The organism is Streptomyces sp. NBC_00637 (assembly GCF_045161545.1).
Taxonomy (GTDB): Bacteria; Actinomycetota; Actinomycetes; order Streptomycetales; family Streptomycetaceae; genus Streptomyces.
Genome location: NZ_CP109046.1, coordinates 2245543 through 2270982 on the forward strand (window position 1 = coordinate 2245543; position 25440 = coordinate 2270982).

Annotated in this window: 12 protein-coding genes, 1 tRNA gene and 3 rRNA genes; 3 read left to right on the forward strand and 13 right to left on the reverse strand. The window is 66.9% G+C overall.

The genetic code is table 11. The features are described 5' to 3' along the window. Positions 1–240 precede the first annotated feature (240 nt). The 3 genes from OG440_RS09535 to OG440_RS09545 all read right to left on the reverse strand — a co-directional run bounded on the left by OG440_RS09535 (position 241) and on the right by OG440_RS09545 (position 9537). Positions 241–2952, reverse strand: coding sequence for a DNA translocase FtsK (locus OG440_RS09535; protein ID WP_406006411.1), 2712 nt, complete (start codon positions 2950–2952; stop codon positions 241–243). Between the two features lie 164 nt (positions 2953–3116). Then, positions 3117–3803, reverse strand: coding sequence for a two-component system response regulator (locus OG440_RS09540; RefSeq protein WP_406006412.1), 687 nt, complete (start codon positions 3801–3803; stop codon positions 3117–3119). Positions 3804–4074: 271 nt separating this feature from the next. Beyond that, the gene (locus OG440_RS09545; RefSeq protein ID WP_406006413.1) at positions 4075–9537 is read right to left on the reverse strand and encodes a HAMP domain-containing protein; all 5463 of its coding nucleotides are present in this window, start codon (positions 9535–9537) and stop codon (positions 4075–4077) included. Between the two features lie 375 nt (positions 9538–9912). Between OG440_RS09545 and OG440_RS09550 the strand changes: the two genes are divergently transcribed. Beyond that, on the forward strand, positions 9913–12654 hold the full coding sequence (locus tag OG440_RS09550; RefSeq protein WP_406006414.1) for a SpoIIE family protein phosphatase: 2742 nt from the start codon (positions 9913–9915) through the stop codon (positions 12652–12654). A gap of 58 nt (positions 12655–12712) precedes the next feature. On the opposite strand, the gene OG440_RS09555 is transcribed toward OG440_RS09550, so the two are convergent. The 8 genes from OG440_RS09555 to thyX all read right to left on the reverse strand — a co-directional run bounded on the left by OG440_RS09555 (position 12713) and on the right by thyX (position 22990). Then, positions 12713–12788, reverse strand: a tRNA-Thr gene (locus tag OG440_RS09555). A 75-nt stretch (positions 12789–12863) separates the two neighbouring features. Further along, complete coding sequence (locus tag OG440_RS09560; protein ID WP_406011304.1) at positions 12864–13526, reverse strand: DegT/DnrJ/EryC1/StrS family aminotransferase; 663 nt, start codon at positions 13524–13526, stop codon at positions 12864–12866. Between the two features lie 114 nt (positions 13527–13640). Then, a 5S ribosomal RNA gene (gene rrf / locus OG440_RS09565) occupies positions 13641–13757 on the reverse strand. Between the two features lie 91 nt (positions 13758–13848). Beyond that, positions 13849–16971: ribosomal RNA gene (locus OG440_RS09570) — 23S ribosomal RNA — on the reverse strand. A 314-nt stretch (positions 16972–17285) separates the two neighbouring features. Next, positions 17286–18811, reverse strand: a 16S ribosomal RNA gene (locus OG440_RS09575). Together the 16S, 23S and 5S rRNA genes form the textbook arrangement of a ribosomal RNA operon. Positions 18812–19332: 521 nt before the next feature. Beyond that, positions 19333–21018 carry a ribonuclease J gene (locus OG440_RS09580; protein WP_406006415.1) on the reverse strand — a complete coding sequence of 562 codons (1686 nt, stop codon included), beginning with the start codon at positions 21016–21018 and terminating at the stop codon, positions 19333–19335. 127 nt (positions 21019–21145) lie between these two features. Next, the gene (gene dapA / locus OG440_RS09585) at positions 21146–22045 is read right to left on the reverse strand and encodes a 4-hydroxy-tetrahydrodipicolinate synthase (RefSeq protein WP_406006416.1); all 900 of its coding nucleotides are present in this window, start codon (positions 22043–22045) and stop codon (positions 21146–21148) included. Positions 22046–22249: 204 nt separating this feature from the next. Next, on the reverse strand, positions 22250–22990 hold the full coding sequence (gene thyX, locus OG440_RS09590; RefSeq protein WP_406006417.1) for an FAD-dependent thymidylate synthase: 741 nt from the start codon (positions 22988–22990) through the stop codon (positions 22250–22252). A gap of 187 nt (positions 22991–23177) precedes the next feature. Between thyX and OG440_RS09595 the strand changes: the two genes are divergently transcribed. Next, positions 23178–23414 carry a hypothetical protein gene (locus OG440_RS09595; protein ID WP_406006418.1) on the forward strand — a complete coding sequence of 79 codons (237 nt, stop codon included), beginning with the start codon at positions 23178–23180 and terminating at the stop codon, positions 23412–23414. Positions 23415–23538: 124 nt separating this feature from the next. Beyond that, on the forward strand, positions 23539–24090 hold the full coding sequence (locus OG440_RS09600; RefSeq protein WP_406006419.1) for a hypothetical protein: 552 nt from the start codon (positions 23539–23541) through the stop codon (positions 24088–24090). A gap of 94 nt (positions 24091–24184) precedes the next feature. Here OG440_RS09600 and OG440_RS09605 read toward each other — a convergent pair whose 3' ends face one another. After that, positions 24185–24640, reverse strand: a complete 456-nt coding sequence (locus OG440_RS09605; RefSeq protein WP_406006420.1) for a hypothetical protein — start codon at positions 24638–24640, stop codon at positions 24185–24187. A gap of 7 nt (positions 24641–24647) precedes the next feature. Beyond that, positions 24648–25400, reverse strand: coding sequence for a 4-hydroxy-tetrahydrodipicolinate reductase (gene dapB / locus OG440_RS09610; RefSeq protein ID WP_406006421.1), 753 nt, complete (start codon positions 25398–25400; stop codon positions 24648–24650). Positions 25401–25440 lie beyond the last annotated feature (40 nt).

A 25440-nucleotide genomic window follows, 5' to 3' on the forward strand; every position in this document is an offset into this window, starting at 1 on the left:
CTGTGCTGGAGGTTCAGTCTAGGGGGGGTGCCAAAGGGAGGGGCAACCGGGCGGTACGACTTTGTACGCCATCGGTATGGCCGGTCACACCGATGACGGGCCGGTTACGACCCCGGCGGGGAGCCGCACCTGTCCTCTCGCTCAACTGGACGTACGGCAAAGGGAAACGGTTGCCCACCGCTCTCTAACGGGTGAGTCACGGTCCGCCTCCGTTTCCCCGACTGACGTCTACTCCGACGTCTACCCCGCGGAGTCCCCCCGGATCACGGCGATTACGCCGTCCAACTCGTCCGGCTTCACGAGAACGTCACGCGCCTTGGAACCCTCGCTGGGCCCGACGATGTTCCGGGACTCCATGAGGTCCATCAGCCGGCCGGCCTTGGCGAAGCCGACGCGCAGCTTGCGCTGGAGCATGGACGTCGATCCGAACTGCGTGGAGACGACCAGCTCGGCCGCCTGGCACAGCAGGTCGAGGTCGTCGCCGATGTCCTCGTCGATCTCCTTCTTCTGCTTGGTGCCCACGGTGACGTCGTCCCGGAAGACCGGCGCCATCTGGTCCTTGCAGTGCTGTACGACGGCCGCGACCTCGGCCTCGGTCACGAAGGCGCCCTGCATACGGGTCGGCTTGTTCGCGCCCATCGGCAGGAACAGCCCGTCGCCCTTGCCGATCAGCTTCTCGGCGCCCGGCTGGTCGAGGATGACCCGCGAGTCGGCGAGCGAGGAGGTGGCGAAGGCGAGCCGCGAGGGCACGTTCGCCTTGATCAGGCCGGTGACGACGTCGACCGACGGGCGCTGGGTGGCGAGCACCAGGTGGATGCCGGCCGCGCGCGCGAGCTGCGTGATGCGCACGATCGAGTCCTCGACGTCACGCGGCGCGACCATCATCAGGTCGGCGAGCTCGTCGACGATCACCAGCAGGTACGGGTACGCCTGGAGCTCGCGCTCGCTGCCCTCGGGCGGCTTCACGGTGCCTTCGCGCACCGCGCGGTTGAAGTCGTCGATGTGCCGGTAGCCGTACGCGGCGAGGTCGTCGTAGCGCAGGTCCATCTCGCGTACGACCCACTGGAGCGCCTCGGCGGCCCGCTTGGGGTTGGTGATGATCGGTGTGATGAGGTGCGGGATGCCCTCGTAGGCGGTGAGCTCGACGCGCTTGGGGTCGACCAGGATCATCCGGACGTCCTCGGGGGTCGCCCTTATCATCACGGACGTGATCAGGCAGTTGATGCAGGAGGACTTGCCGGAGCCGGTGGCGCCGGCGACCAGCATGTGCGGCATCTTCGCCAGCGAGTGCATGACATAGCCGCCCTCGACGTCCTTGCCGAAGGCGACCAGCATCGGATCGTCGTCCTCGGCGGACTCGGCGAGCCGCAGCACGTCGCCGAGGTTGACCATCTCCCGGTCGGTGTTGGGGATCTCGATTCCGACCGCGGACTTGCCGGGGATCGGGCTGATGATCCGCACGTCGGGGCTGGCGACGGCGTACGCGATGTTCTTCGCGAGCGCGGTGATCCGCTCGACCTTGACGGCCGGGCCGAGCTCGACCTCGTAGCGGGTGACCGTCGGCCCCCGGGTGAAGCCGGTGACGGCGGCGTCGACCTTGAACTCGGTGAAGACGTTCGTCAGCGAGGCGACGACCGCGTCGTTGGCCGCGCTGCGCACCTTGCCGGGTCCACCGCGCTCCAGGAGGTCGAGCGAGGGCAGCGAGTAGGTGATGTCACCGGACAGCTGGAGCTGCTCCGCGCGCGGGGGCAGCTCGCGGGTCTCCTTCGGGGCCGACTTGGTCAGGTCGGGGACGGCTCCCCCGCCCGTCCTGAGCTTCTCCTGCCTGGGCCGGGAGGCCGGTGCCGGAACGGGCGTCGGCGTGGTCGGCTCGCCGTCGCCGACGCTCACCCCCTGGGTGAGGTCGGCGACGATCCGCGAGGGCGGCATGCCGTGCAGGACGGCGCCGTCGAGGTCGGCCGCGGCGGCCGCGGCGATGTCCACCGCGTCCATCCGCCGGTCCATGGCCGGCTGCGGCACCGCGGAGCGCCGGGGGCGGCCACGCCGCCGGGAGAGCGCCTCCTGCTCGGCGTCCTCCGGGTCGTACGCCTGGGGGGCGCCCGAGCGCCGGCGGGGGCGCCCGGGCAGCGCCTCGCGCCACTGCTCGTCGTAGCGCGCGTCGTCGTCGAGGTCGTCGTACTCGTCCGCAGCCGGGTCGTGCAGCACGCCCAGCCGCACCCCGAGCTGCCGCAGCCGCTGCGGGATGGCGTTGACCGGGGTCGCCGTGACCACCAGCAGCCCGAAGACCGTGAGCAGCACCAGCATGGGTACGGCGAGCACCTCGCCCATGGTGTACGTCAGCGGGGTGGCCGCACCCCAGCCGATGAGTCCGCCCGCGTCCCTTATGGCCTGCATGCCGTCGCTGCGGGCGGGCGCGCCGCAGGCGATGTGGACCTGGCCGAGCACACCGACGACGAGTGCGGACAGGCCGATCACGATACGGCCGTTGGCCTCGGGCTTCTCGGGGTGCCGGACGAAGCGCACGGCGATGACGGCCAGCAGGGTCGGCACCAGCAGGTCGAGCCGTCCGAAGGAGCCGGTCACCAGGATCTCGACGAGGTCGCCGACGGGGCCACGCAGGTCGGCCCAGGTCCCCGCGGCGACGATCAGCGCGAGGCCGAACAGCAGCAGCGCGACGCCGTCCTTGCGGTGCGCCGGGTCGAGGTTCTTCGCGCCGTTCCCTATGCCGCGGAACACGGCGCCGACGGCGTGCGCCAGTCCGAGCCAGATGGCGCGCACCAGCCGGTAGACACCGCCCGTGGGACTGGGGGCGGGCGCGGGCACGGGTTTCCTGGCCGCGGCCTTCCTGGCGGGGGCCTTCTTCGCCGGGGCTTTCTTGGCGGCGGCCCTCTTCGCGGGAGCAGCGGCCTTCTTGGCGGGCTGCTTCTTTGCTGCGGAGGGACGTGAGGCCATGGGTGTGAGGTTACCGGTGGAGGCCACAGCGGACACGTGTGCCCACTGCTTCACCCGTTCGTGTCGCCCTCCCGAAGGCACCGAACTGACACGTCCGCCTTCGGCGGGGAGGGAACTGACGCGCCCTCACATACAACTCGCCGCGTCGCACGCGTCAGTTCCGATCAGTTCGGTGACGGCACCGCGGCCGTGCCGCTGCCGGTACCCGGCTCCAGGGCGTCCAGCGCCCTGCGCAGCCCGGTGAGTTTGCGCTCCAGATGCGCCGCCGTGGCCACCGCCGCCGCGTCCGCGGACTCGTCGTCCAGCTGCTTGGACAGCGCCTCGGCCTGTTCCTCCACGGCCGCGAGCCGCGCGGAGAGCTCGGCGAGCAGCCCCGCCGACTCCTTGACACCGCCGACGGCGGCCTTGCCGCCACCGCCCTCCAGCTGGAGCCGCAGCAGCGCCGCCTGCTCACGCAGCTGACAGTTCTTCATGTACAGCTCGACGAACACCGAGACCTTCGCGCGCAGCACCCACGGGTCGAACGGCTTGGAGATGTAGTCCACCGCGCCCGCCGCGTACCCGCGGAAGGTGTGGTGCGGCCCGTGGTTGATCGCGGTGAGGAAGATGATCGGGATGTCCCGGGTCCGCTCCCGCCGCTTGATGTGCGCGGCCGTCTCGAAGCCGTCCATGCCCGGCATCTGGACATCCAGCAGAATGACCGCGAAGTCGTCCGTCAGCAGTGCTTTCAGCGCCTCTTCCCCGGACGATGCCCGCACCAGCGTCTGATCGAGCGCAGAGAGGATCGCCTCCAGCGCCAGCAGATTCTCCGGCCGGTCATCGACCAGGAGGATCTTGGCCTTCTGCACCATGGCCCGCCCTCCTCGCCCCGGCAGTGCACCGGGCGCCGCCCCTGGGGACGACTCCGTTGCGCCGCCCTTCCTTGTGCCGGTCATGGTAGCCGCACCCCGACCGTCGCCACACCCTGTCACCGTGATGTCACTGTGCACGTAGCAGGAACGCAGCAGGAGACCAGAAGGTTCCCCGATTTCCACCCGGCTACACGGCAGCGGACACCCTGAGTCAGCAACTCCCGGCGCCTCCGGAAGGTTCCCGTCACGCCGCGGTCGATGTCCGCGCCCCTCACTCGTCCCGCATCCACTGCCGCATCACCGACAGCAGGTGATCGGGGTCGACCGGCTTCGTCACGTAGTCGGAGGCCCCCGACTCGATCGCCTTCTCCCGGTCGCCCTTCATCGCCTTCGCGGTCAGCGCGATGATCGGCAGCCCGGAGAACTGCGGCATCCTGCGGATGGCCGTGGTCGTCGCGTAGCCGTCCATCTCGGGCATCATGATGTCCATCAGGACGACCGCCACGTCGTCGTGCTGCTCCAGGACCTCGATGCCCTCGCGGCCGTTCTCCGCGTACAGCACCGACAGTCCGTGCTGTTCCAGAACGCTGGTCAGCGCGAACACGTTGCGGATGTCGTCGTCGACGATCAGCACCTTCTCGCCGCCGAACCGGATGCCCTCGCGCGCCTGCGCCCCCGGCTCCTGCACGCGAGCCGGCCACTGCTCCGGCCGCCCCACCTGCTCGCCACCGCTCACCAGACGGCGCCGGCGCCGGAAGAGCGCCGCCGGACCGTTCTGCGCGTCCTGGTACGACCGCACCTCGGCCGGCATCTCGATCTCCGCCTCGGACAGCTCCGACAGCTCGCGCGTCCCGTTCTCCGAGGCCACCAGGTCACCGGCCTCCAGGGCGGGCACGACCTGCTGGTAGCCCTGCGGCGGCAGCTCGCTCGGGTGCAGCGGCAGATAGAGCGTGAACGTCGAACCACGGCCCGTCTCGCTCTGCGCGTGGATCTCACCGCCGAGCAACTGCGCGATCTCCCGCGAGATCGACAGCCCGAGGCCCGTACCGCCGTACTTACGGCTGGTCGTGCCGTCCGCCTGCTTGAACGCCTCGAAGATCACCCGCATCTTGCTCGCCGCGATCCCGATCCCCGTGTCGGTCACCGAGAACGCGATCAGCGGCGCGTCCGCGTCCGTCAGCGAACCGGCCTCCAGCAACTGTTCCCGGATCGCCACCGGCACCTCCGCCCCGGCCGGACGGATCACCAGCTCGACCGAACCGGAGTCGGTGAACTTCACCGCGTTGGACAACAGGTTGCGCAGCACCTGCAGCAGCCGCTGCTCGTCGGTGTGCAGCGTGGCCGGCAGCTCGGGCGACACCCGCACGGACAGGTCGAGGCCCTTCTCCGCGGTCAGCGGACGGAAGGTGGCCTCCACGTAGTCGACCAGCTGGACGAGCGCGATACGCGTCGGCGAGACGTCCATCTTGCCCGCCTCGACCTTCGACAGGTCGAGGATGTCGTTGATCAGCTGGAGCAGGTCGGAACCCGCGCCGTGGATCGTCTCCGCGAACTCGACCTGCTTCGGCGTCAGGTTGGTGTCCGCGTTGTCGGCGAGCAGCTTGGCCAGGATCAGCAGCGAGTTGAGCGGCGTGCGCAGCTCGTGCGACATGTTGGCGAGGAACTCGCTCTTGTACCGCATCGACACCGCGAGTTGCTCGGCGCGCTCCTCCAGGACCTGCCGCGCCTCCTCGATCTCGGTGTTCTTCACCTCGATGTCGCGGTTCTGCTGGGCCAGCAGCTCGGCCTTCTCCTCGAGTTCGGCGTTGGACGCCTGGAGGGCCTTCTGCCGCTGCTCCAACTCGGCCGACCGCTCCCGCAGTTGCTCGGTCAGCTCCTGCGACTGCTTCAGCAGCTGCTCCGTCTTGGTGTTGACCGAGATCGTGTTGACGCTGGTCGCGATCATCTCGGCGAGCTGGTTGAGGAAGTCCTTCTGGATCTGGGTGAACGGCGTGAACGACGCCAGCTCGATCACCCCGAGCACCTGGCCCTCGAACAGCACGGGCAACACGATCACCTGCGCGGGCGGCGCCTCGCCGAGCCCCGAGGAGATCTTCAGGTAGCCGGTCGGGGCGTTCGCGACGAGGATCGTCCGCTTCTCCTCCGCCGCCGTCCCCACCAGCGCCTCACCGGGCCGGAACGACGTCGGCATGGAGCCCATCGAGTAGCCGTACGAACCCAGCATCCGCAGCTCGTACAGATCCGCGTCGCCTTCGGCCGGCGGCATCGCCAGGAAGAACGCGCCGTGCTGCGCGGCCACCAGGGGCGGCAGCTCGCTCATGATCAGGGAGGCCACGTCCTGGAGGTCGCGCCGGCCCTGCATCAGGGCGGACACGCGCGCGAGGTTGCCCTTGAGCCAGTCCTGCTCCTTGTTCGCGATCGTGGTGTCGCGCAGGTTGGCGATCATCTTGTTGATGTAGTCCTGGAGCTCCTGGATCTCCCCGGACGCGTCCACGTCGATCTTCAGGTTCAGGTCACCGCGGGTCACCGCGGTCGCCACGCGCGCGATGGCACGCACCTGCCGGGTCAGGTTCCCGGCCATCTCGTTCACGGACTCGGTCAGGTCGCGCCAGGTGCCGTCGACGTCACGCACGCGTGCCTGACCGCCCAGCTGCCCCTCGGTACCCACCTCACGGGCGACCCGGGTGACCTCCTCGGCGAACGAGGACAGCTGGTCGACCATCGTGTTGATGGTCGTCTTCAGCTCGAGGATCTCCCCGCGCGCGTCGATGTCGATCTTCTTCGTCAGGTCACCCTTGGCGATGGCCGTCGTGACCATGGCGATGTTGCGCACCTGACCGGTCAGGTTGGATGCCATGCCGTTCACCGAGTCGGTGAGGTCCTTCCACGTGCCCGCCACACCCGGCACATGCGCCTGACCGCCCAGGATGCCGTCGGTGCCCACCTCACGGGCCACCTTGGTGACCTGCTCGGCGAACGAGCTCAGCGTCTTCACCATGGTGTTGAAGGTGTCCGCGAGCTGCTGGACCTCGCCGCGCGCCTCGATCGTCACCTGCCGCGTCAGGTCGCCGTTGGCGACGGCCGCCGCGACCTGGGAGATGTTGCGCACCTGCATGGTCAGGTTCTTGGCCATCAGGTTGACGTTGCCGCTGAGGTCCTTCCAGATGCCCGTGACGCCCGGCACGTGCGCCTGACCGCCCAGGATGCCCTCGGTGCCCACCTCACGGGCCACCCGGGTCACCTGCTCGGCGAACGACGACAGCTGGTCCACCATCGTGTTGACGGTGGTGACGAGTTCCAGGATCTCGCCCTTGGCGTCGACCGTGATCTTCTTCGACAGGTCGCCCTTGGCGACCGCGGTCGTGACCTCGGCGATCTGACGCACCTGGATCGTCAGGTTGTTCGCCATGAAGTTCACGGACTGCGTGAGGTCCTTCCAGGTGCCGGAGACACCCTGCACCTCGGCCTGCCCGCCGAGCTGCCCCTCCGTACCCACCTCACGGGCCACCCGCGTGACCTCCTGGGCGAACGACGACAGCTGGTCGACCATCGTGTTCAGGGTGTTCTTCAGCTCGAGGATCTCCCCGCGCGCGTCCACCGTGATCTTCTGCGACAGGTCACCGCGCGCCACGGCGGTGGCGACCTGCGCGATGTTGCGCACCTGGGCGGTGAGGTTCCCGGCCATGCCGTTCACCGAGTCCGTCAGGTCCCGCCACACACCGGCGACGCCCGGCACCTGCGCCTGCCCGCCGAGCCGCCCCTCGGTGCCCACGTCCCGCGCCACCCGGGTCACCTGGTCGGCGAACGCGGAGAGCTGGTCGACCATCGTGTTGATGGTGTTCTTCAGCTCGAGGATCTCCCCGCGCGCGTCGACGTCGATCTTCTGCGACAGGTCGCCACGGGCCACGGCCGTCGTCACCTGCGCGATGTTGCGCACCTGGGAGGTCAGGTTCCCGGCCATCGAGTTGACGGAGTCCGTCAGCTCCTTCCAGGTGCCCGACACACCGTCCACCCGGGCCTGCCCGCCCAGCCGGCCCTCGGTGCCCACGTCCCGGGCCATCCGGGTCACCTGGTCGGCGAACGACGACAGCTGGTCGACCATCGTGTTCACGGTGTTCTTCAGCTGGGCCATCTCGCCGGAGACGTCCACCGTGACCTTCTGCGACAGGTCGCCGTTGGCCACGGCCGTGGTGACCTGCGCGATGTTCCTCACCTGTCCGGTGAGATTCCGGAACGCCGTGTTGACGGAGTCCGTCAGGTCCTTCCACGTCCCGGCCGCGCCCGACACCTGCGCCTGGCCGCCCAGCTCACCCTCGACCCCGATCTCGCGCGCCACGCGCGTCACCTCGGCGCCGAAGGCCGACAGCTGGTCGACCATCCCGTTGACGGTGTTCTTCAGCTCCAGCATCTCGCCGGCCACGTCCACCGTGACCTTCTGCGACAGATCACCGCTGGCCACGGCCGTCGTCACGGCCGCGATGTCGCGCACCTGCGTGGTGAGGTTCCTGAAGACGGTGTTGACGGAGTCCGTCAGGTCCTTCCAGGTACCCGCCGCGCCCGGCACGTTCGCCTGGCCGCCCAGCTGCCCCGCGGCCCCCACCTCGTTGGCCACGCGCGTGACCTCGTCGGCGAAGGTCCGCAGCGTCTCGGTCATCTGGTTGATCGTGTCGGCGAGCTGCGCGACCTCCCCGCGCGCCGACACCGTCACCTTCTGCGACAGGTCACCGTTGGCGACCGCCGTCGTCACCTCCGCGATCCCGCGCACCTGGGCCGTCAGGTTCCCGGCCATGGTGTTCACCGAATCGGTGAGCTCTTTCCACACGCCGTCGACGCCCGACACCTGCGCCTGGCCGCCGAGAATGCCCTCGGTGCCCACCTCGCGGGCGACCCGGGTCACCTCGACCGAGAACGCGGAGAGCTGGTCCACCATCGTGTTGACGGTGTTCTTCAGCTCGAGCATCTCGCCCTCGACGTGAACCGTCACCTTCCGGGACAGATCACCCTTGGCCACGGCCGTCGTCACCAGCGCGATGTCCCGCACCTGCGCCGTCAGCCGGTACGCCATCGTGTTGACGGACTCGGTGAGGTCCTTCCACGAACCGGACATCCCGCGCACCTGGGCCTGGCCGCCCAGCTTGCCCTCGGTCCCCACCTCGCTGGCCACACGCGTGACCTCGTCGGTGAACGTGGACAACTGGTCCACGAGGTTGTTGACCGTCCGCCCCACCTTCAGGAACTCACCGCGCAGCGGATGCCCGGTCCCCTCCGGCGTCTGCGTCCTGAGTTCCATCCGCGGCGACAGATCACCCTCGGCGACCGCCGACAGCACCCGCCCGACCTCGGAAACAGGTCGTACGAGGTCGTCGACCAGCGCGTTCGAGTTGTCGACGGCCGTCGCCCAGGACCCCTCACAGGCGCCCGTCTCGAGCCGCTCGGTGAGCTTTCCCTCACGTCCCACCATGCGCCGGACCCGCGACAACTCACCCGTGAGATGCAGATTCCGGTCCGCGACCTCGTTGAACACGGCCGCGATCTCCGACATCACGCCGTCCCCGGACACCGTGAGCCGCTTGCGGAAATTACCGTCCCGCATGGAGCCGAGGGCCCCCAGCAGCCGGTTCAGGGCCGCCGTGTCCACGACGGTCGTCCCACCCCGTGGTGTGCGCGGCCTGCTCAGAGACTGTCCGCCTTTCGCGCGCGTCTTAGTGCCCCGCGTCGCTGCGCCAGACTCCACTTGTCCCTCCCACAGGGATCGACCGTTACCTCTGTGCCTGGGTGCTACTGCTCGCCGTGCCTGTTGCCACTCGGCGTTCCGCCCGATGAAATCAGGCGGACCCGGGGGGCTGCTGCCCCCTGTGCTCAGAAGACACCCAGTCTGCCCGGACCTTCACAAGAAGCCTGCCCAGTGTTTCACCCTTGCCGAACCAGGCCATAACAGTTCGGCAGCTTCGCACATCGTCCGCACACCCTCGGGCGGAAACACTGGCGACCGGCATCCGTACGGACCGGGAAGGTAAGTAACCTTGCATGCGGCTGTCCAGCCACGCCGGTCCGACCGGCCTGGGCGGTGGCACGAGCACGAGCGGGCATCGGAGGGGCGGCCGCACACATGACCACCGGACTGATCCCGGGGGGACAGACCCCGGACCCCCGGCCTCCCGGCACGCGCCCGCCCCACCAGCGAGGCGCCCTGACCGGCCAGGGCGCCCCGCACGTCGACGACCGGCCGAGGAGTTCAGTGATCACCGCGCGCGCGGCTGCCAGCTTCGAGCCTGTCGGGAGATCGGTGGCGACCGCCCGCGCCTTCGTCCGCGACACCCTCCAGGGTTGGGGCTTCGCCGACATCATCGACGACGCCGTGGTCCTCACCAGCGAACTGGTGACCAACGCGGTCGTCCACGCGGGCACGCACGCCGACGTCCTGTGTCTGCGCAGCGCCGACGGCGTACGCGTCGAGGTGTCCGACCGGTATCCCGAACGGGAGATCCCGCTCCAGGGTTCCCTCGCCACCATGGGCAGCCCGGACCGCGAGGGCGGCCGCGGTCTCCAACTGTGCGCGGCCATCGCCGGCCGCTGGGGCGTCGAGTACACCCCCACCCACAAGCAGGTCTGGTTCCAGCTCGACCTCCCCGACCGCCCGGTCGGCACCCGCACGGCCGGCCCCTCCCTCCCGGCGGACCTCCTCCCGCTCGCCGACAGCCGCGTGCGCGTGGCGGTCGTCCAGATCGACCGCACGGGCGCCATCTCGGCCTGGAACGAGGACGCCGAGGAACTCTTCGGCTACCCGGCCGACCAGGTCACCGGCAAACCCCTCACCGACCTCGCCGCCTGGCCGCACACGCCCGGCACGAGCACCGGCATCGTCGAGGCCCTCCAGCTCTCCCGCTGGGAGGGCAGCTACGGCATCCGCGGTGCCAACGGCCGTGTCACACCCGTGTACGCCTCCCACCTGCGCGTCCGCGACACCGACGGCGAGCCCTCCACCGTCTGCCTGCTTGTCCGCGATCACGAGCGCGCGGTCCTCCAGACCCCGTCGCGCGGCCCGGCCGCCGACTCGGCCACCACCTCGGACGGTCAGAACACCGACCCCTTCGAGGTGTTCATCGGCTCCCCGGCGCCGGACGACCTCGACGGCCTCCTCCAGCGCACGGTCGAGCGCGCCCGCGACATGCTCGACGGCGACTCCGCCTTCCTCCTCCTGGCGACCGACGACGAGACGGAGCTGGAGGTCCGCGCCTCCACGGGCCTGCCCTCCGCCCGCCAGCGCTTCGCGCGCGTGCCCGTCGAGGCGGGACCCGGCCGCTACGGTTCGGCCCGCATGCCGGCCGTCCACGAGGACCTCCTGGCCGTCCCCGGCGCCGTGCCGCTGCTCAACGGCACGGGCATGCGCTCCGTCGTCACGGTCCCGCTGAAGGTCGAGGGCCGCCTGACGGGCTCCCTCGGCGTGGCGGCGGAGGCTTCCGGCCGCTATTCCAACGAGGAGGCCCTGCGTCTCCAGTTCGCGGCCGACCGCATCGCCCTGGCCGTGGAGTCGGCGCGCCTGGGCGAGTTGGAACGCCTGCGCCGAGGTTCCCTCAGCTTCCTCGTCGAGGCCTCCGACCTCCTGGCGGGCACCCTGGACCGCGACCAGACCCTGGCCCTGATGGCCCAGATGACGGTTCCGACCCTGGCCACCTGGTGCGCGGTCTACACGATCGCCGACCAGGCCTCCGATCCCTACCTGTCGTACGTCCTGCACGAGGACGAGGAGTTCATCGACGGCATCAAGTCGCTGCTGTCGAAGATCGCACCGCCGGACCCGGTTCCCACCCCGGGCGCCCGGGTCTGGGCGGCCCCTGCCGCCGCCGCGCACGACGCGGCCCTGCGCAGCTCCATGCGCAGCCTCGGCCTGACCGGCGGCCCGACCCACCAGGTGGCGTCCGGCATCGGCCCCACGCTCGCCACCGCCTCGGCGGTGGGCGGCGAGACGGTCGTGCTCCCGCTGGTCGCCCGCAACCGCGTCATCGGCATGCTGACCCTCGGCAAGCCCACCGACGAACACTTCCGCCAGGAAATCCTGGAACTGGCCGAGGACTTGAGCCGCCGAGCGGCCCTCGCCCTCGACAACGCCCGCCTCTACTCGGAGCGCACGGCCATCAGCCAGGCCCTCCAGCGCAGCCTGCTGCCCCCGGAACTCCCCGCCATCGACGGTGTCGAGGTCGAGGTCATCTACCGCGCGGCCGGCGAGGGCAACGAGGTCGGCGGTGACTTCTACGACGTCTTCCCCATCAGCGACGGTGCCTACGGCTTCGCCATCGGTGACGTCTGCGGCACGGGCCCGAACGCGGCGGCGGTGACCGGCCTGGCCCGCCACGCCCTGCGTCTGCTGGCACGCGAGGGCCTGAGCGGCCCTGCCGTCCTGGAGCGCCTCAACTCGGCCATCCTCGACGAGGGCGCCCGCAGCCGCTTCCTGACCCTCCTGTACGGCGAGATGCGTCCGCAGGAGGACGGCAGCGCCGAGCTGAAGGTGGTCTGCGCCGGCCACCCGCTCCCCTTGCGCCTGCGCCAGGACGGCACCGTCGAGGCGGCCGCCGAGCCGCAGCCGCTGCTGGGCGTCATGGAGGACCTGGAGCTGTACGAGCAGACGGTCACCCTCGACCCGGGCGACGTCCTGCTCTGCGTCACGGACGGCGTCACCGAGCGCCGCGAGGGCACCCGCATGCTGGGGGACGACGGTCTCGCCGACGTCCTCACCACGTGTACGGGTCTCACGGCCGGCGCGGTCGCGGCCCGCATCATGCGCGCGGTGGAACGCTTCGCGTCCGACGCCCCGTCCGACGACATGGCGATCCTGGCCATGCGAGTGGCGTGAAAAGCGAGTACGCAGAGCATGAAAAAGCCCCCGCCCGGAAGGGCGGGGGCTTTCTCTGTGGAGCCCTCTAACGGAATCGAACCGTTGACCTTCTCCTTACCATGGAGACGCTCTACCGACTGAGCTAAGAGGGCCTGTCGCTTTTCGAGGTTTCCCTCGCGGCAACAGAACAGATCGTACCCCGAAGTGGCCGGTGTTCCCAAACTTGTTCAGAAGGCGGGCTGAAGCAGTCCGCCGAGCGCGTTGCAGGCGGACACGATCCGCTGCATGTCCCGCTTCGTCAACGAGGCGTCCACCGGCAGCGCGAGCGTCTCGTCCGCGGCGAGCTCGGTCTCCGGCAGCGACACACACCGCCGGAACTCGGGCAGCCGGTGCAACGGCGTCTTCACCGGCACCCGGCACTCGACTCCCTTTCCCCGCAAGGCCCGTGCGAAGGCATCCCGGTCGGGCCGACCGTTCCCGGGCACCCGCACGACGTACTGCTGATACGTGTGTCCGGCCCCGCCGTCCGGCAGCCGCACCCCACGCAACCGCCCGTCCAGGTAGGCCGCCCGCTCCCGACGCTGCGCGACCTCGTCGTACGGCGCCTCGGACTCCGCCTGTTCCAACACCAGCAGCCCGTGCCGCCGCCCCACGCCGTGCAACCGCCCGACATCCGCCGGCCGGCCGAAGCGATGCACGACAACAACCGCCGCGGTGCGCGGAGTTAGGACCGCTTCGACGGCTGCCGGGTCCAGGCAGTACGTCTCCGGATCGACGTCGGCGAACACCGGAAGCGCACCCACCAGGGCAACCGCTCCGGCGACTTCCACATTTCCGAAGGCCGGCACGACGACCTCGTCACCGATTCCGACTCCGGCGGCCCTGAGCATTGCGGCAGTACCCATGCCGTGGATGCTGGAGCCGGAACATGAACTTCAAGTGGCCGAAAACAAAAAAGGGTTGGTCCCTGAACCGAAGTTCAGAGACCAACCCTTTGAATGATTGTTCGGCGGTGTCCTACTCTCCCACAGGGTCCCCCCTGCAGTACCATCGGCGCTGTAAGGCTTAGCTTCCGGGTTCGAAATGTAACCGGGCGTTTCCCTCACGCTATGACCACCGAAACACTGTGAAACACATGCAGCCGCACCACACCGTGACCATGGCATGGGGCTGTTCGTGGTTTCAGAACCAACACAGTGGACGCGAGCAACTGAGGACAAGCCCTCGGCCTATTAGTACCAGTCAGCTTCACCCATTACTGGGCTTCCACATCCGGCCTATCAACCCAGTCGTCTACTGGGAGCCTTAACCCCTCAAGGGGGTGGGAATACTCATCTCGAAGCAGGCTTCCCGCTTAGATGCTTTCAGCGGTTATCCCTCCCGAACGTAGCCAACCAGCCATGCCCTTGGCAGAACAACTGGCACACCAGAGGTTCGTCCGTCCCGGTCCTCTCGTACTAGGGACAGCCCTTCTCAATATTCCTGCGCGCGCAGCGGATAGGGACCGAACTGTCTCACGACGTTCTAAACCCAGCTCGCGTACCGCTTTAATGGGCGAACAGCCCAACCCTTGGGACCGACTCCAGCCCCAGGATGCGACGAGCCGACATCGAGGTGCCAAACCATCCCGTCGATATGGACTCTTGGGGAAGATCAGCCTGTTATCCCCGGGGTACCTTTTATCCGTTGAGCGACGGCGCTTCCACAAGCCACCGCCGGATCACTAGTCCCGACTTTCGTCCCTGCTCGACCCGTCGGTCTCACAGTCAAGCTCCCTTGTGCACTTACACTCAACACCTGATTGCCAACCAGGCTGAGGGAACCTTTGGGCGCCTCCGTTACTCTTTAGGAGGCAACCGCCCCAGTTAAACTACCCATCAGACACTGTCCCTGATCCGGATCACGGACCCAGGTTAGACATCCAGCACGACCAGAGTGGTATTTCAACGACGACTCCACAACCACTGGCGTGGCCGCTTCAAAGTCTCCCACCTATCCTACACAAGCCGAACCGAACACCAATATCAAACTGTAGTAAAGGTCCCGGGGTCTTTCCGTCCTGCTGCGCGAAACGAGCATCTTTACTCGTAGTGCAATTTCACCGGGCCTATGGTTGAGACAGTCGAGAAGTCGTTACGCCATTCGTGCAGGTCGGAACTTACCCGACAAGGAATTTCGCTACCTTAGGATGGTTATAGTTACCACCGCCGTTTACTGGCGCTTAAGTTCTCAGCTTCGCCACCCCGAAGAGTGACTAACCGGTCCCCTTAACGTTCCAGCACCGGGCAGGCGTCAGTCCGTATACATCGCCTTACGGCTTCGCACGGACCTGTGTTTTTAGTAAACAGTCGCTTCTCGCTGGTCTCTGCGGCCACCCCCAGCTCGAGGAGCAAGTCCTCTCACCAGTGATGGCCCCCCTTCTCCCGAAGTTACGGGGGCATTTTGCCGAGTTCCTTAACCATAGTTCACCCGAACGCCTCGGTATTCTCTACCTGACCACCTGAGTCGGTTTAGGGTACGGGCCGCCATGAAACTCGCTAGAGGCTTTTCTCGACAGCATAGGATCATCCACTTCGCCACAATCGGCTCGGCATCAGGTCTCAGACTATGTGAACGGCGGATTTGCCTACCGTTCGTCCTACACCCTTACCCCGGGACAACCACCGCCCGGGATGGACTACCTTCCTGCGTCACCCCATCACTCACCTACTGCAAGTCTGGTTCGTCGGCTCCACCACTTTCCTTTCCCCGAAGGGTCCGGAACGGCTTCACGGACTTAGCATCGCCTGGTTCGATGTTTGACGCTTCACAGCGGGTACCGGAATATCAACCGGTTATCCATCGACTACGCCTGTCGGCCTCGCCTTAGGTCCCGACTTACCCTGGGCAGATCAGCTTGACCCAGGAACCCTTAGTCAATCGGCGCACACGTTTCTCACGTGTGTATCGCTACTCATGCCTGCATTCTCACTCGTGAACCGTCCACAACTCGCTTCCGCGGCTGCTTCACCCGGCACACGACGCTCCCCTACCCATCCATACAGGCGTTGGCCCTATTGTATGAATGACACGACTTCGGCGGTACGCTTGAGCCCCGCTACATTGTCGGCGCGGAATCACTAGACCAGTGAGCTATTACGCACTCTTTCAAGGGTGGCTGCTTCTAAGCCAACCTCCTGGTTGTCTGTGCGACTCCACATCCTTTCCCACTTAGCGTACGCTTAGGGGCCTTAGTCGATGCTCTGGGCTGTTTCCCTCTCGACCATGGAGCTTATCCCCCACAGTCTCACTGCCGCGCTCTCACTTACCGGCATTCGGAGTTTGGCTAAGGTCAGTAACCCGGTAGGGCCCATCGCCTATCCAGTGCTCTACCTCCGGCAAGAAACACACGACGCTGCACCTAAATGCATTTCGGGGAGAACCAGCTATCACGGAGTTTGATTGGCCTTTCACCCCTAACCACAGGTCATCCCCCAGGTTTTCAACCCTGGTGGGTTCGGTCCTCCACGAAGTCTTACCTCCGCTTCAACCTGCCCATGGCTAGATCACTCCGCTTCGGGTCTTGAGCGTGCTACTGAAACGCCCTATTCGGACTCGCTTTCGCTACGGCTGCCCCACTCGGGTTAACCTCGCAACACACCGCAAACTCGCAGGCTCATTCTTCAAAAGGCACGCAGTCACGAGACGAAGAGCAAGCTCTCCGTCCGACGCTCCCACGGCTTGTAGGCACACGGTTTCAGGTACTATTTCACTCCGCTCCCGCGGTACTTTTCACCATTCCCTCACGGTACTATCCGCTATCGGTCACCAGGGAATATTTAGGCTTAGCGGGTGGTCCCGCCAGATTCACACGGGATTTCTCGGGCCCCGTGCTACTTGGGTGTCTCTCAAACGAGCCGTTGATGTTTCGACTACGGGGGTCTTACCCTCTACGCCGGACCTTTCGCATGTCCTTCGCCTACATCAACGGTTTCTGACTCGTCTCACAGCCGGCAGACTGTGAAAGAGAGATCCCACAACCCCGCACACGCAACCCCTGCCGGGTCTCACACGTATACGGTTTGGCCTCATCCGGTTTCGCTCGCCACTACTCCCGGAATCACGGTTGTTTTCTCTTCCTGCGGGTACTGAGATGTTTCACTTCCCCGCGTTCCCTCCACACTGCCTATGTGTTCAGCAGCGGGTGACAGCCCATGACGACTGCCGGGTTTCCCCATTCGGAAACCCCCGGATCAAAGCCTGGTTGACGACTCCCCGGGGACTATCGTGGCCTCCCACGTCCTTCATCGGTTCCTGGTGCCAAGGCATCCACCGTGCGCCCTTAAAAACTTGGCCACAGATGCTCGCGTCCACTGTGCAGTTCTCAAACAACGACCAGCCACCCATCACCCCGCCACACTCGGCGAGTTCACTGGGGCCGGCACTGAAGGCAGCCATACGGCCATACCCTCAGATACCCAACAGCGTGCCCGGCACCCTCGCCACTCATGATCATGCTTTCCACGCTCCGAAGAACAGTACTTGCAGCCCGAGATGACTGAGAATGCCGAATAATCAACGTTCCACCCATGAGCAACCAGCATCGGACGTACGCCGATGTACTGGCCTCTGACCTCACCCCGAAGGGATCGGTAAGAAGTGCTCCTTAGAAAGGAGGTGATCCAGCCGCACCTTCCGGTACGGCTACCTTGTTACGACTTCGTCCCAATCGCCAGTCCCACCTTCGACAGCTCCCTCCCACAAGGGGTTGGGCCACCGGCTTCGGGTGTTACCGACTTTCGTGACGTGACGGGCGGTGTGTACAAGGCCCGGGAACGTATTCACCGCAGCAATGCTGATCTGCGATTACTAGCAACTCCGACTTCATGGGGTCGAGTTGCAGACCCCAATCCGAACTGAGACCGGCTTTTTGAGATTCGCTCCACCTCACGGTTTCGCAGCTCTTTGTACCGGCCATTGTAGCACGTGTGCAGCCCAAGACATAAGGGGCATGATGACTTGACGTCGTCCCCACCTTCCTCCGAGTTGACCCCGGCAGTCTCCTGTGAGTCCCCATCACCCCGAAGGGCATGCTGGCAACACAGAACAAGGGTTGCGCTCGTTGCGGGACTTAACCCAACATCTCACGACACGAGCTGACGACAGCCATGCACCACCTGTACACCGACCACAAGGGGGCGACCATCTCTGGCCGTTTCCGGTGTATGTCAAGCCTTGGTAAGGTTCTTCGCGTTGCGTCGAATTAAGCCACATGCTCCGCTGCTTGTGCGGGCCCCCGTCAATTCCTTTGAGTTTTAGCCTTGCGGCCGTACTCCCCAGGCGGGGAACTTAATGCGTTAGCTGCGGCACCGACGACGTGGAATGTCGCCAACACCTAGTTCCCACCGTTTACGGCGTGGACTACCAGGGTATCTAATCCTGTTCGCTCCCCACGCTTTCGCTCCTCAGCGTCAGTAATGGCCCAGAGATCCGCCTTCGCCACCGGTGTTCCTCCTGATATCTGCGCATTTCACCGCTACACCAGGAATTCCGATCTCCCCTACCACACTCTAGTCTGCCCGTATCGAATGCAGACCCGGGGTTAAGCCCCGGGCTTTCACATCCGACGTGACAGACCGCCTACGAGCTCTTTACGCCCAATAATTCCGGACAACGCTTGCGCCCTACGTATTACCGCGGCTGCTGGCACGTAGTTAGCCGGCGCTTCTTCTGCAGGTACCGTCACTTTCGCTTCTTCCCTGCTGAAAGAGGTTTACAACCCGAAGGCCGTCATCCCTCACGCGGCGTCGCTGCATCAGGCTTTCGCCCATTGTGCAATATTCCCCACTGCTGCCTCCCGTAGGAGTCTGGGCCGTGTCTCAGTCCCAGTGTGGCCGGTCGCCCTCTCAGGCCGGCTACCCGTCGTCGCCTTGGTGAGCCATTACCTCACCAACAAGCTGATAGGCCGCGGGCTCATCCTTCACCGCCGGAGCTTTTAACCTCCACCCATGCGAGTGGAAGTGTTATCCGGTATTAGACCCCGTTTCCAGGGCTTGTCCCAGAGTGAAGGGCAGATTGCCCACGTGTTACTCACCCGTTCGCCACTAATCCCCACCGAAATGGTTCATCGTTCGACTTGCATGTGTTAAGCACGCCGCCAGCGTTCGTCCTGAGCCAGGATCAAACTCTCCGTGAATGTTTTCCCGTAATCGGGACGACACCACGAGAGCGGAACAGCCAGGCGGAATAAGCCCGGCCGTTCACAGTGTCCTCGCTGTGTTTTGTTTCAAAGGAACCTCATCTCCGGCTATCACTGCCGGGGACGGGGTATCAACATATCTGGCGTTGATTTTTGGCACGCTGTTGAGTTCTCAAGGAACGGACGCTTCCTTTGTACTCACCCGAGAGACTCTCTCAGGCTTTCCTCCGGGCGCTTCCCTTCGGTCTTACGTTTCCGACTCTATCAGATCTTTTCTCGACCCGATTTCCTCGGTGCTTTCCAGGTTCCCGCTTTTGTTTCGCGGTTTCCTTTCCGGCGGTTCCGACTTTATCAGAAGTTCTGAGTCGGATTTCCCGGCCCCTCCGGGGAGCCCTCCGACGCGCGAAGCATCTGGGGTTCCCGCTCAGGCGGAGCCGTAAACGTACTGGAGCGGGGCTCCTCGATGCAAATCGAGGAGCCCCGCTCCGGGTTCACGCCTACGAGGCGCCGTACGTCGCTCAGACCTCGACCACGACCGGGAGGATCATCGGCCTGCGGCGGTAGGTGTCGGAGACCCACTTGCCCAGGGTGCGGCGGATGAGCTGCTGGAGCTGGTGGGGCTCGACCACGCCGTCCTGGGCGGAGCGTTCCAGGACCTCGGCGATCTTCGGGGTGACGGCCGAGAAGGCCGAGTCCTCGATGCCCGAACCGCGGGCCTGGATGTGCGGGCCGCCGGTGATCTTGCCGGTGGAGGAGTCCACGACGACGAACACCGAGATGATGCCCTCGTCGCCCAGGATCTTCCGGTCCTTGAGGGCCGGCTCACCCACATCGCCGACCGAGAGGCCGTCGACGTAGACGTATCCCGCCTGGACCTTGCCGGAGATCTTCGCCTTGCCCTCGACGAGGTCGACGACCACGCCGTCCTCGGCGATCACGATGCGGTCGTGCGGGACACCGGTCATGGCGCCCAGCTCGGCGTTGGCGCGCAGATGGCGCCATTCGCCGTGGACCGGCATCAGGTTCTTCGGGCGACAGATGTTGTAGAAGTACAGGAGCTCGCCCGCGGACGCGTGGCCCGAGACGTGCACCTTGGCGTTGCCCTTGTGGACGACGTGCGCGCCCCAGCGGGTCAGGCCATTGATCACGCGGTAGACCGCGTTCTCGTTGCCGGGGATGAGCGACGACGCCAGGATCACCGTGTCGCCGGGGACGATGCGGATCTGGTGGTCGCGGTTGGCCATACGGGACAGGGCCGCCATCGGTTCGCCCTGGGAGCCCGTGCAGACCAGGACCACCTCGTGGTCGGGCAGGTCGTCGAGCGTCTTGACGTCCACCACCAGGCCCGGCGGGACCTTGAGGTAGCCCAGGTCGCGGGCGATACCCATGTTGCGGACCATGGAGCGGCCCACGAAGGCGACCCGGCGGCCATACTCGTGCGCGGTGTCCAGGATCTGCTGGATGCGGTGGATGTGGCTGGCGAAGCTGGCCACGATGATCCGCTTGCGGGCGTTCGCGAAGACCGTGCGCAGGACGTTGGAGATGTCCCGCTCGGGCGCCACGAAACCGGGGACCTCGGCGTTCGTGGAGTCGGAGAGAAGAAGGTCGATGCCTTCCTCGCTCAGACGTGCGAACGCGTGCAGGTCCGTGAGCCGACCGTCCAACGGGAGCTGGTCCATCTTGAAATCGCCGGTGTGGACCACCATGCCCGCCGGCGTACGGATGGCGACGGCGAGGGCGTCCGGGATCGAGTGGTTGACGGCGATGAACTCGCAGTCGAAGGGGCCGATGCGCTCCCGGTGTCCTTCCGTCACCTCGAGGGTGTACGGACGGATCCGGTGCTCCTGGAGCTTGGCCTCGATGAAGGCGAGGGTCAGCTTGGAGCCGATCAGCGGGATGTCCGGCTTCTCCCGGAGCAGGTACGGGACGGCACCGATGTGGTCCTCGTGACCATGGGTGAGGACGATGCCCTCGATGTCGTCGAGGCGGTCCCGGATGGACGTGAAGTCCGGCAGGATCAGATCGATTCCGGGCTGCTCCTCCTCGGGGAAGAGCACGCCGCAGTCGACGATCAGCAGGCGGCCGCCGTACTCGAAGACCGTCATGTTCCGGCCGATTTCGCCGAGGCCGCCGAGCGGCGTGACCCTGAGGCCGCCCGCCGGGAGCGGCGGGGGCGGGGCAAGTTCGGGATGCGGATGACTCAAAAGACTCTCCTCAACCACACACGCCACGTACCGGTGGGCACGTGGCGCGCGTGACGTTCGTGCAGTAGCAGTTGTCGTTGTGGATCGCAGGCACCGGTGGCCTGCTATTCAGTTGTGAAGTCTGTTGTCAGAGCTGTACCCCGCCCGCCGCAAGATCGATCTTGAGCTGTTCGATCTCTTCGGGCGAGCACTCGACCATGGGCGAACGCAGCGGGCCGGCCGGCAGGCCCTGCAGGGTGAGCGCCGCCTTGGTGGTCATCACGCCCTGGGTGCGGAACATGCCTGTGTAGACCGGGAGCAGCTTCTGGTGGATCTCGGTCGCCTTCTGCACGTCCCCGGCGGTGAACGCGTCGACGAGGGCGCGCAGGTCCGGGGTGACCACGTGACCGACGACGGAGACGAAACCGACCGCGCCCACGGAGAGCAGCGGCAGGTTCAGCATGTCGTCACCGGAGTACCAGGCCAGGCCGGAGCGGGCGATGGCCCAGCTCGCGCGGCCCAGGTCGCCCTTGGCGTCCTTGTTGGCGACGATCCGCGGGTGCGCCGCGAGGCGGACCAGGGTCTCGGTGCTGATCGGGACACCACTGCGGCCGGGGATGTCGTAGAGCATGACCGGCAGCTCCGCCGCGTCGGCGACGGTCGTGAAGTGCCGGTACAGACCCTCCTGAGGGGGCTTGTTGTAGTACGGGGTGACGACCAGGAGGCCGTGCGCGCCCGCCTTCTCGGCCGAGCGGGCGAGTTCGACACTGTGGTGGGTGTCGTTGGTACCGACGCCGGCGACAACGTGGGCACGGTCTCCGACGGCCTCCAGGACGGCTCGTACCAGGTCCGATTTCTCCGCGTCACCGGTGGTGGGGGATTCGCCGGTGGTGCCGTTGACGATCAGGCCGTCGTTGCCTGCGTCCACGAGGTGGGTGGCGAGCCGCTGTGCGCCGTCGAGGTCGAGTGCGCCGTCCGCCGTGAAGGGCGTGACCATGGCGGTGAGGACCCGCCCGAAGGGGGTCTGCGGAGTGGAGGTCGGAGCCATGGGTGACACGCTACTCGTTGCTCACCGTGAGGTCTGCCCTCGGGGGGTGCGAAAAGTCATGACAAAGATGGAACCCGGCACTGCCTGCTCGGGGGTTCAAGCAGTGCCGGGTCCGTTTGATCAGGCTAGATGAACTTCTCTAAATGCCGCAATACGGACACTTCGCGCGGATGATCCGTACATACGTCTCCGTAGCCGTGTCGCCTACGGGGCGACGCGCCCGTTGGCGTTGAAGGCGGCGTACGTGAGGGGCATGAGCTTGGCCCACTCGGCCTCCATCTTCTCGCCCACCATCTCGATCTCCCGCTGCGGGAAGGACGGGACCTTCGCCAGCTCGTGCTGGGTGCGCAGGCCGAGGAAGTGCATCAGCGAGCGGGCGTTGCAGGTGGCGTACATCGAGGAGAACAGGCCGACCGGCAGGACCGCACGGGCGACCTCGCGGGCGACTCCGGCGGCGAGCATCTCCTGGTAGGCCTCGTAGGCCCGGCGGTAGGAGTCCTCCATGGTGCGGCCGACGAGCTCCTGCTGGGCCTGCGTGCCCTCGACGAAGACGTACTTGCCGGGGCGGCCCTGCTGGACGAGCTTGCGGGACTCGCCGGGGACGTAGAAGACGGGCTGGAGCTCCCTGTAGCGGCCGGACTCCTCGTTGTACGACCAGCCCACGCGGTGGCGCATGAACTCGCGGAAGACGAAGATCGGGGCACTGATGAAGAAGGTCATCGAGTTGTGCTCGAAGGGGCTGCCGTGCCGGTCCCGCATCAGGTAGTTGATCAGGCCCTTCGAGCGTTCCGGGTCCTTGCCCAGCTCGTCCAGGGACTGCTCGCCGACGGTCGAGACACGGGCGGCGAAGAGTACGTCGGCGTCGGACGCGGTGTGCTTGACCAGTTCGACGGTGACGTCGCTGCGGAAACCGGGCTTGAGGTCGTCGGCGGGGCTGTCGGTCACTGTGCGGGGGTCCTTCCGTCGCGTCTTCGGAGCGGCGCCAACTCTACGGGGGCCGCCGAGCGGGACGTCCACGGGCGTGCCGCGGGATTCGTGCGGGACGTCTGGCGATATGGGGCACGTTTTCGGGCACCCGCTCGTCTGTATCAGTGAAGCGCCCGATCGAAAGCCTCAGGAGGACGTACCCATCATGTTCCGCCGGCGCGAACCCGTACCCTTCGCCTTCCTCGCCGAGGCCGACCGGTTCCGTAGCAATGTCACTCCCCCGCCGTCCGAGCACTCCTCCGCCGGTCAGATAGCCGGTCGTTGGCTGTTGGGGCTCACCGTCGTGGCCGCGCTGGTGGGGTCGCTGGTCATCGGGATGCCGGCGCTGAGCCTGGATCACTCGGCGCCCACGCAGCAGTCGCAGGCGTCCCAGGGGCGCTGACGCCTCTCCCACCGCCCGAAGGGCGCGCCGGGAACCCCCTGCGGACCCCCGATGGTGGTGAGCCGGGACACAGGCGGATAACCTCACCGGGCACAGCCCACGCATGGACGAGTGAGGACCAGCCGTGCCCCTGCCCTTCCTGACGGCCGACCGCGCATTCGAGGCGGCGGACGACGTCGCGCTGCCCTTCGAGGACCGGGAGCGCTGGCGGCGCCCCTACCGGCCCGGACCCTGGCGGGTCGGGGTGGCCGCGTTGGCGCTGCTGCTCGCCTCGTACGTGCTGTTCGCGGCCGTCATCATCGCGTTGACCGGGTCGGCGTCCGAGGCCGGTGCCGTCTTCGGCTGCTCCCTGCTCGTGATCGGCGCCGCCCTGCGGCTGCTGCGTATGGGTGTCTGGGTGAGCGACCGCGGGCTGCGGCACGTGCGTTTCCTGCTCACCCGCACGCTGCCCTGGGAGCGGGTCGTGGCGGTGCGGACCGTGCAGCAGCCGGTGCGGTGGCTGGGGCTGCCGCGGACCGTCCAGGGGCAGGCCCTGACCCACGGACGGCGGGACCGTCCCGAGGAGGCCACGCAGCTGCTGACCAGCCACGGGGCGGACTTCCTGGGGCGCGCCGAGGCGTTCGACCGGGCGGCGGACGCGATCGAGGCGTGGGCCGCGGAGAACCGGCGCGGCTGATCCCGCTTGTCAGACGCCCGAAGGGGCCGGTCCGCAACCGTGCGGGCCGGCCCCTTCGTGGTCTGTGGCGTCTGCGCGGTCTGTGTCGTACGGCTCAGGCGGTCTGGACCGGCTTGCCGTCGTGCAGGCTGATCGCGCGTTGCATCGCCTTGCGGGCCCGGGGGGTGTCGCGGGCATCGTGGTAGGCGACGGCGAGGCGGAACCAGGTGCGCCAGTCGTCGGGGGCCGCCTCGGTCTCGGCCTTGCGCCGGTCGAAGACCTCGTCGGCGGAGTCGCGGTCGACGCGGCCGCCCGGGGTGCGCCTCAGTTCGTCGACGGGCAGTCCGCCCTCGGCGTCGAGTTCGACGGCGAGGGCGTTGGCCCGGCGGACGAACTGGGTGTTCTTCCACAGGAACCAGACGCCGATGACCGGCAGGATCAGCACCGCCACGCCGAAGGTGACGGTCAGCAGGGTGCCGGACTGGATGAGCATGACGCCGCGGCTGCCGACCAGGACGAAGTAGAAGACCAGGACGGCGGCCGTGAGGGCGTAGGAGAGTTTGGCGCGCATGTCAGCCTCAGCCGAGGTCGAGGAAGTTTTCCAGGCCGAAGGTGAGGCCCGGCGTCGACACCACCCGGCGGGCGCCCAGCAGAATGCCCGGCATGAAGCTGCTGTGGTGCAGCGAGTCGTGGCGGACCGTGAGCGTCTCGCCCTCGCCGCCCAGGAGTACCTCCTGGTGGGCCAGCAGCCCGCGCAGCCGGACGGCGTGCACCGGGACGCCGTCGACGTTCGCGCCGCGCGCCCCCTCCAGACCCGTCTGCGTGGCGTCCGGCGCCGGGGCCGTGCCCGCCTCGCGACGGGCCTCGGCGATGAGCTGGGCGGTGCGCGTGGCGGTGCCGGAGGGCGCGTCCACCTTGTTGGGGTGGTGCAGTTCGACGACTTCGACGGACTCGAAGTACGGCGCGGCGATCTGCGCGAACTTCATGGTCAGGACGGCGCCGATGGAGAAGTTGGGCGCGATGAGCACGCCCGTCTCCGGGGACTCGGCCAGCCGGCCCTTCAGGTGCGCGAGACGCTCCTCGGTCCAGCCGGTCGTGCCGACCACGGCGTGGATGCCGTGCCCCACGCAGTAGTCGAGGTTGTCCATGACCGAGTCGGGCGTGGTCAGTTCGACCACGACCTGGGCGCCGCTCTCGGTCAGCGCCCCGAGCTTGTCGCCCCGGCCGAGGGCGGCCACCAGCTCCATGTCCTCGGCGGCCTCGACCGCTCGTACCGCCTCGGAACCGATCCGGCCCTTGGCGCCGAGGACCGCCACACGCAGCTTGCTCATCTGTTGTGCTTCCTTACCGAAGTTGCCGAAGGACTGCCGA

What these genes read in the sequence shown, in the direction of transcription:
- OG440_RS09535 (WP_406006411.1), bottom strand. Translation starts at nt 2,952, where the DNA reads ATGGCCTCACGTCCCTCCGCAGCAAAGAAGCAGCCCGCCAAGAAGGCC.
- OG440_RS09605 (WP_406006420.1), bottom strand. Translation starts at nt 24,640, where the DNA reads ATGCGCGCCAAACTCTCCTACGCCCTCACGGCCGCCGTCCTGGTCTTC.
- dapA (WP_406006416.1), bottom strand. Translation starts at nt 22,045, where the DNA reads ATGGCTCCGACCTCCACTCCGCAGACCCCCTTCGGGCGGGTCCTCACC.
- OG440_RS09550 (WP_406006414.1), top strand. Translation starts at nt 9,913, where the DNA reads ATGACCACCGGACTGATCCCGGGGGGACAGACCCCGGACCCCCGGCCT.
- OG440_RS09595 (WP_406006418.1), top strand. Translation starts at nt 23,178, where the DNA reads ATGTTCCGCCGGCGCGAACCCGTACCCTTCGCCTTCCTCGCCGAGGCC.
- OG440_RS09560 (WP_406011304.1), bottom strand. Translation starts at nt 13,526, where the DNA reads ATGCTCAGGGCCGCCGGAGTCGGAATCGGTGACGAGGTCGTCGTGCCG.
- dapB (WP_406006421.1), bottom strand. Translation starts at nt 25,400, where the DNA reads ATGAGCAAGCTGCGTGTGGCGGTCCTCGGCGCCAAGGGCCGGATCGGT.
- OG440_RS09540 (WP_406006412.1), bottom strand. Translation starts at nt 3,803, where the DNA reads ATGGTGCAGAAGGCCAAGATCCTCCTGGTCGATGACCGGCCGGAGAAT.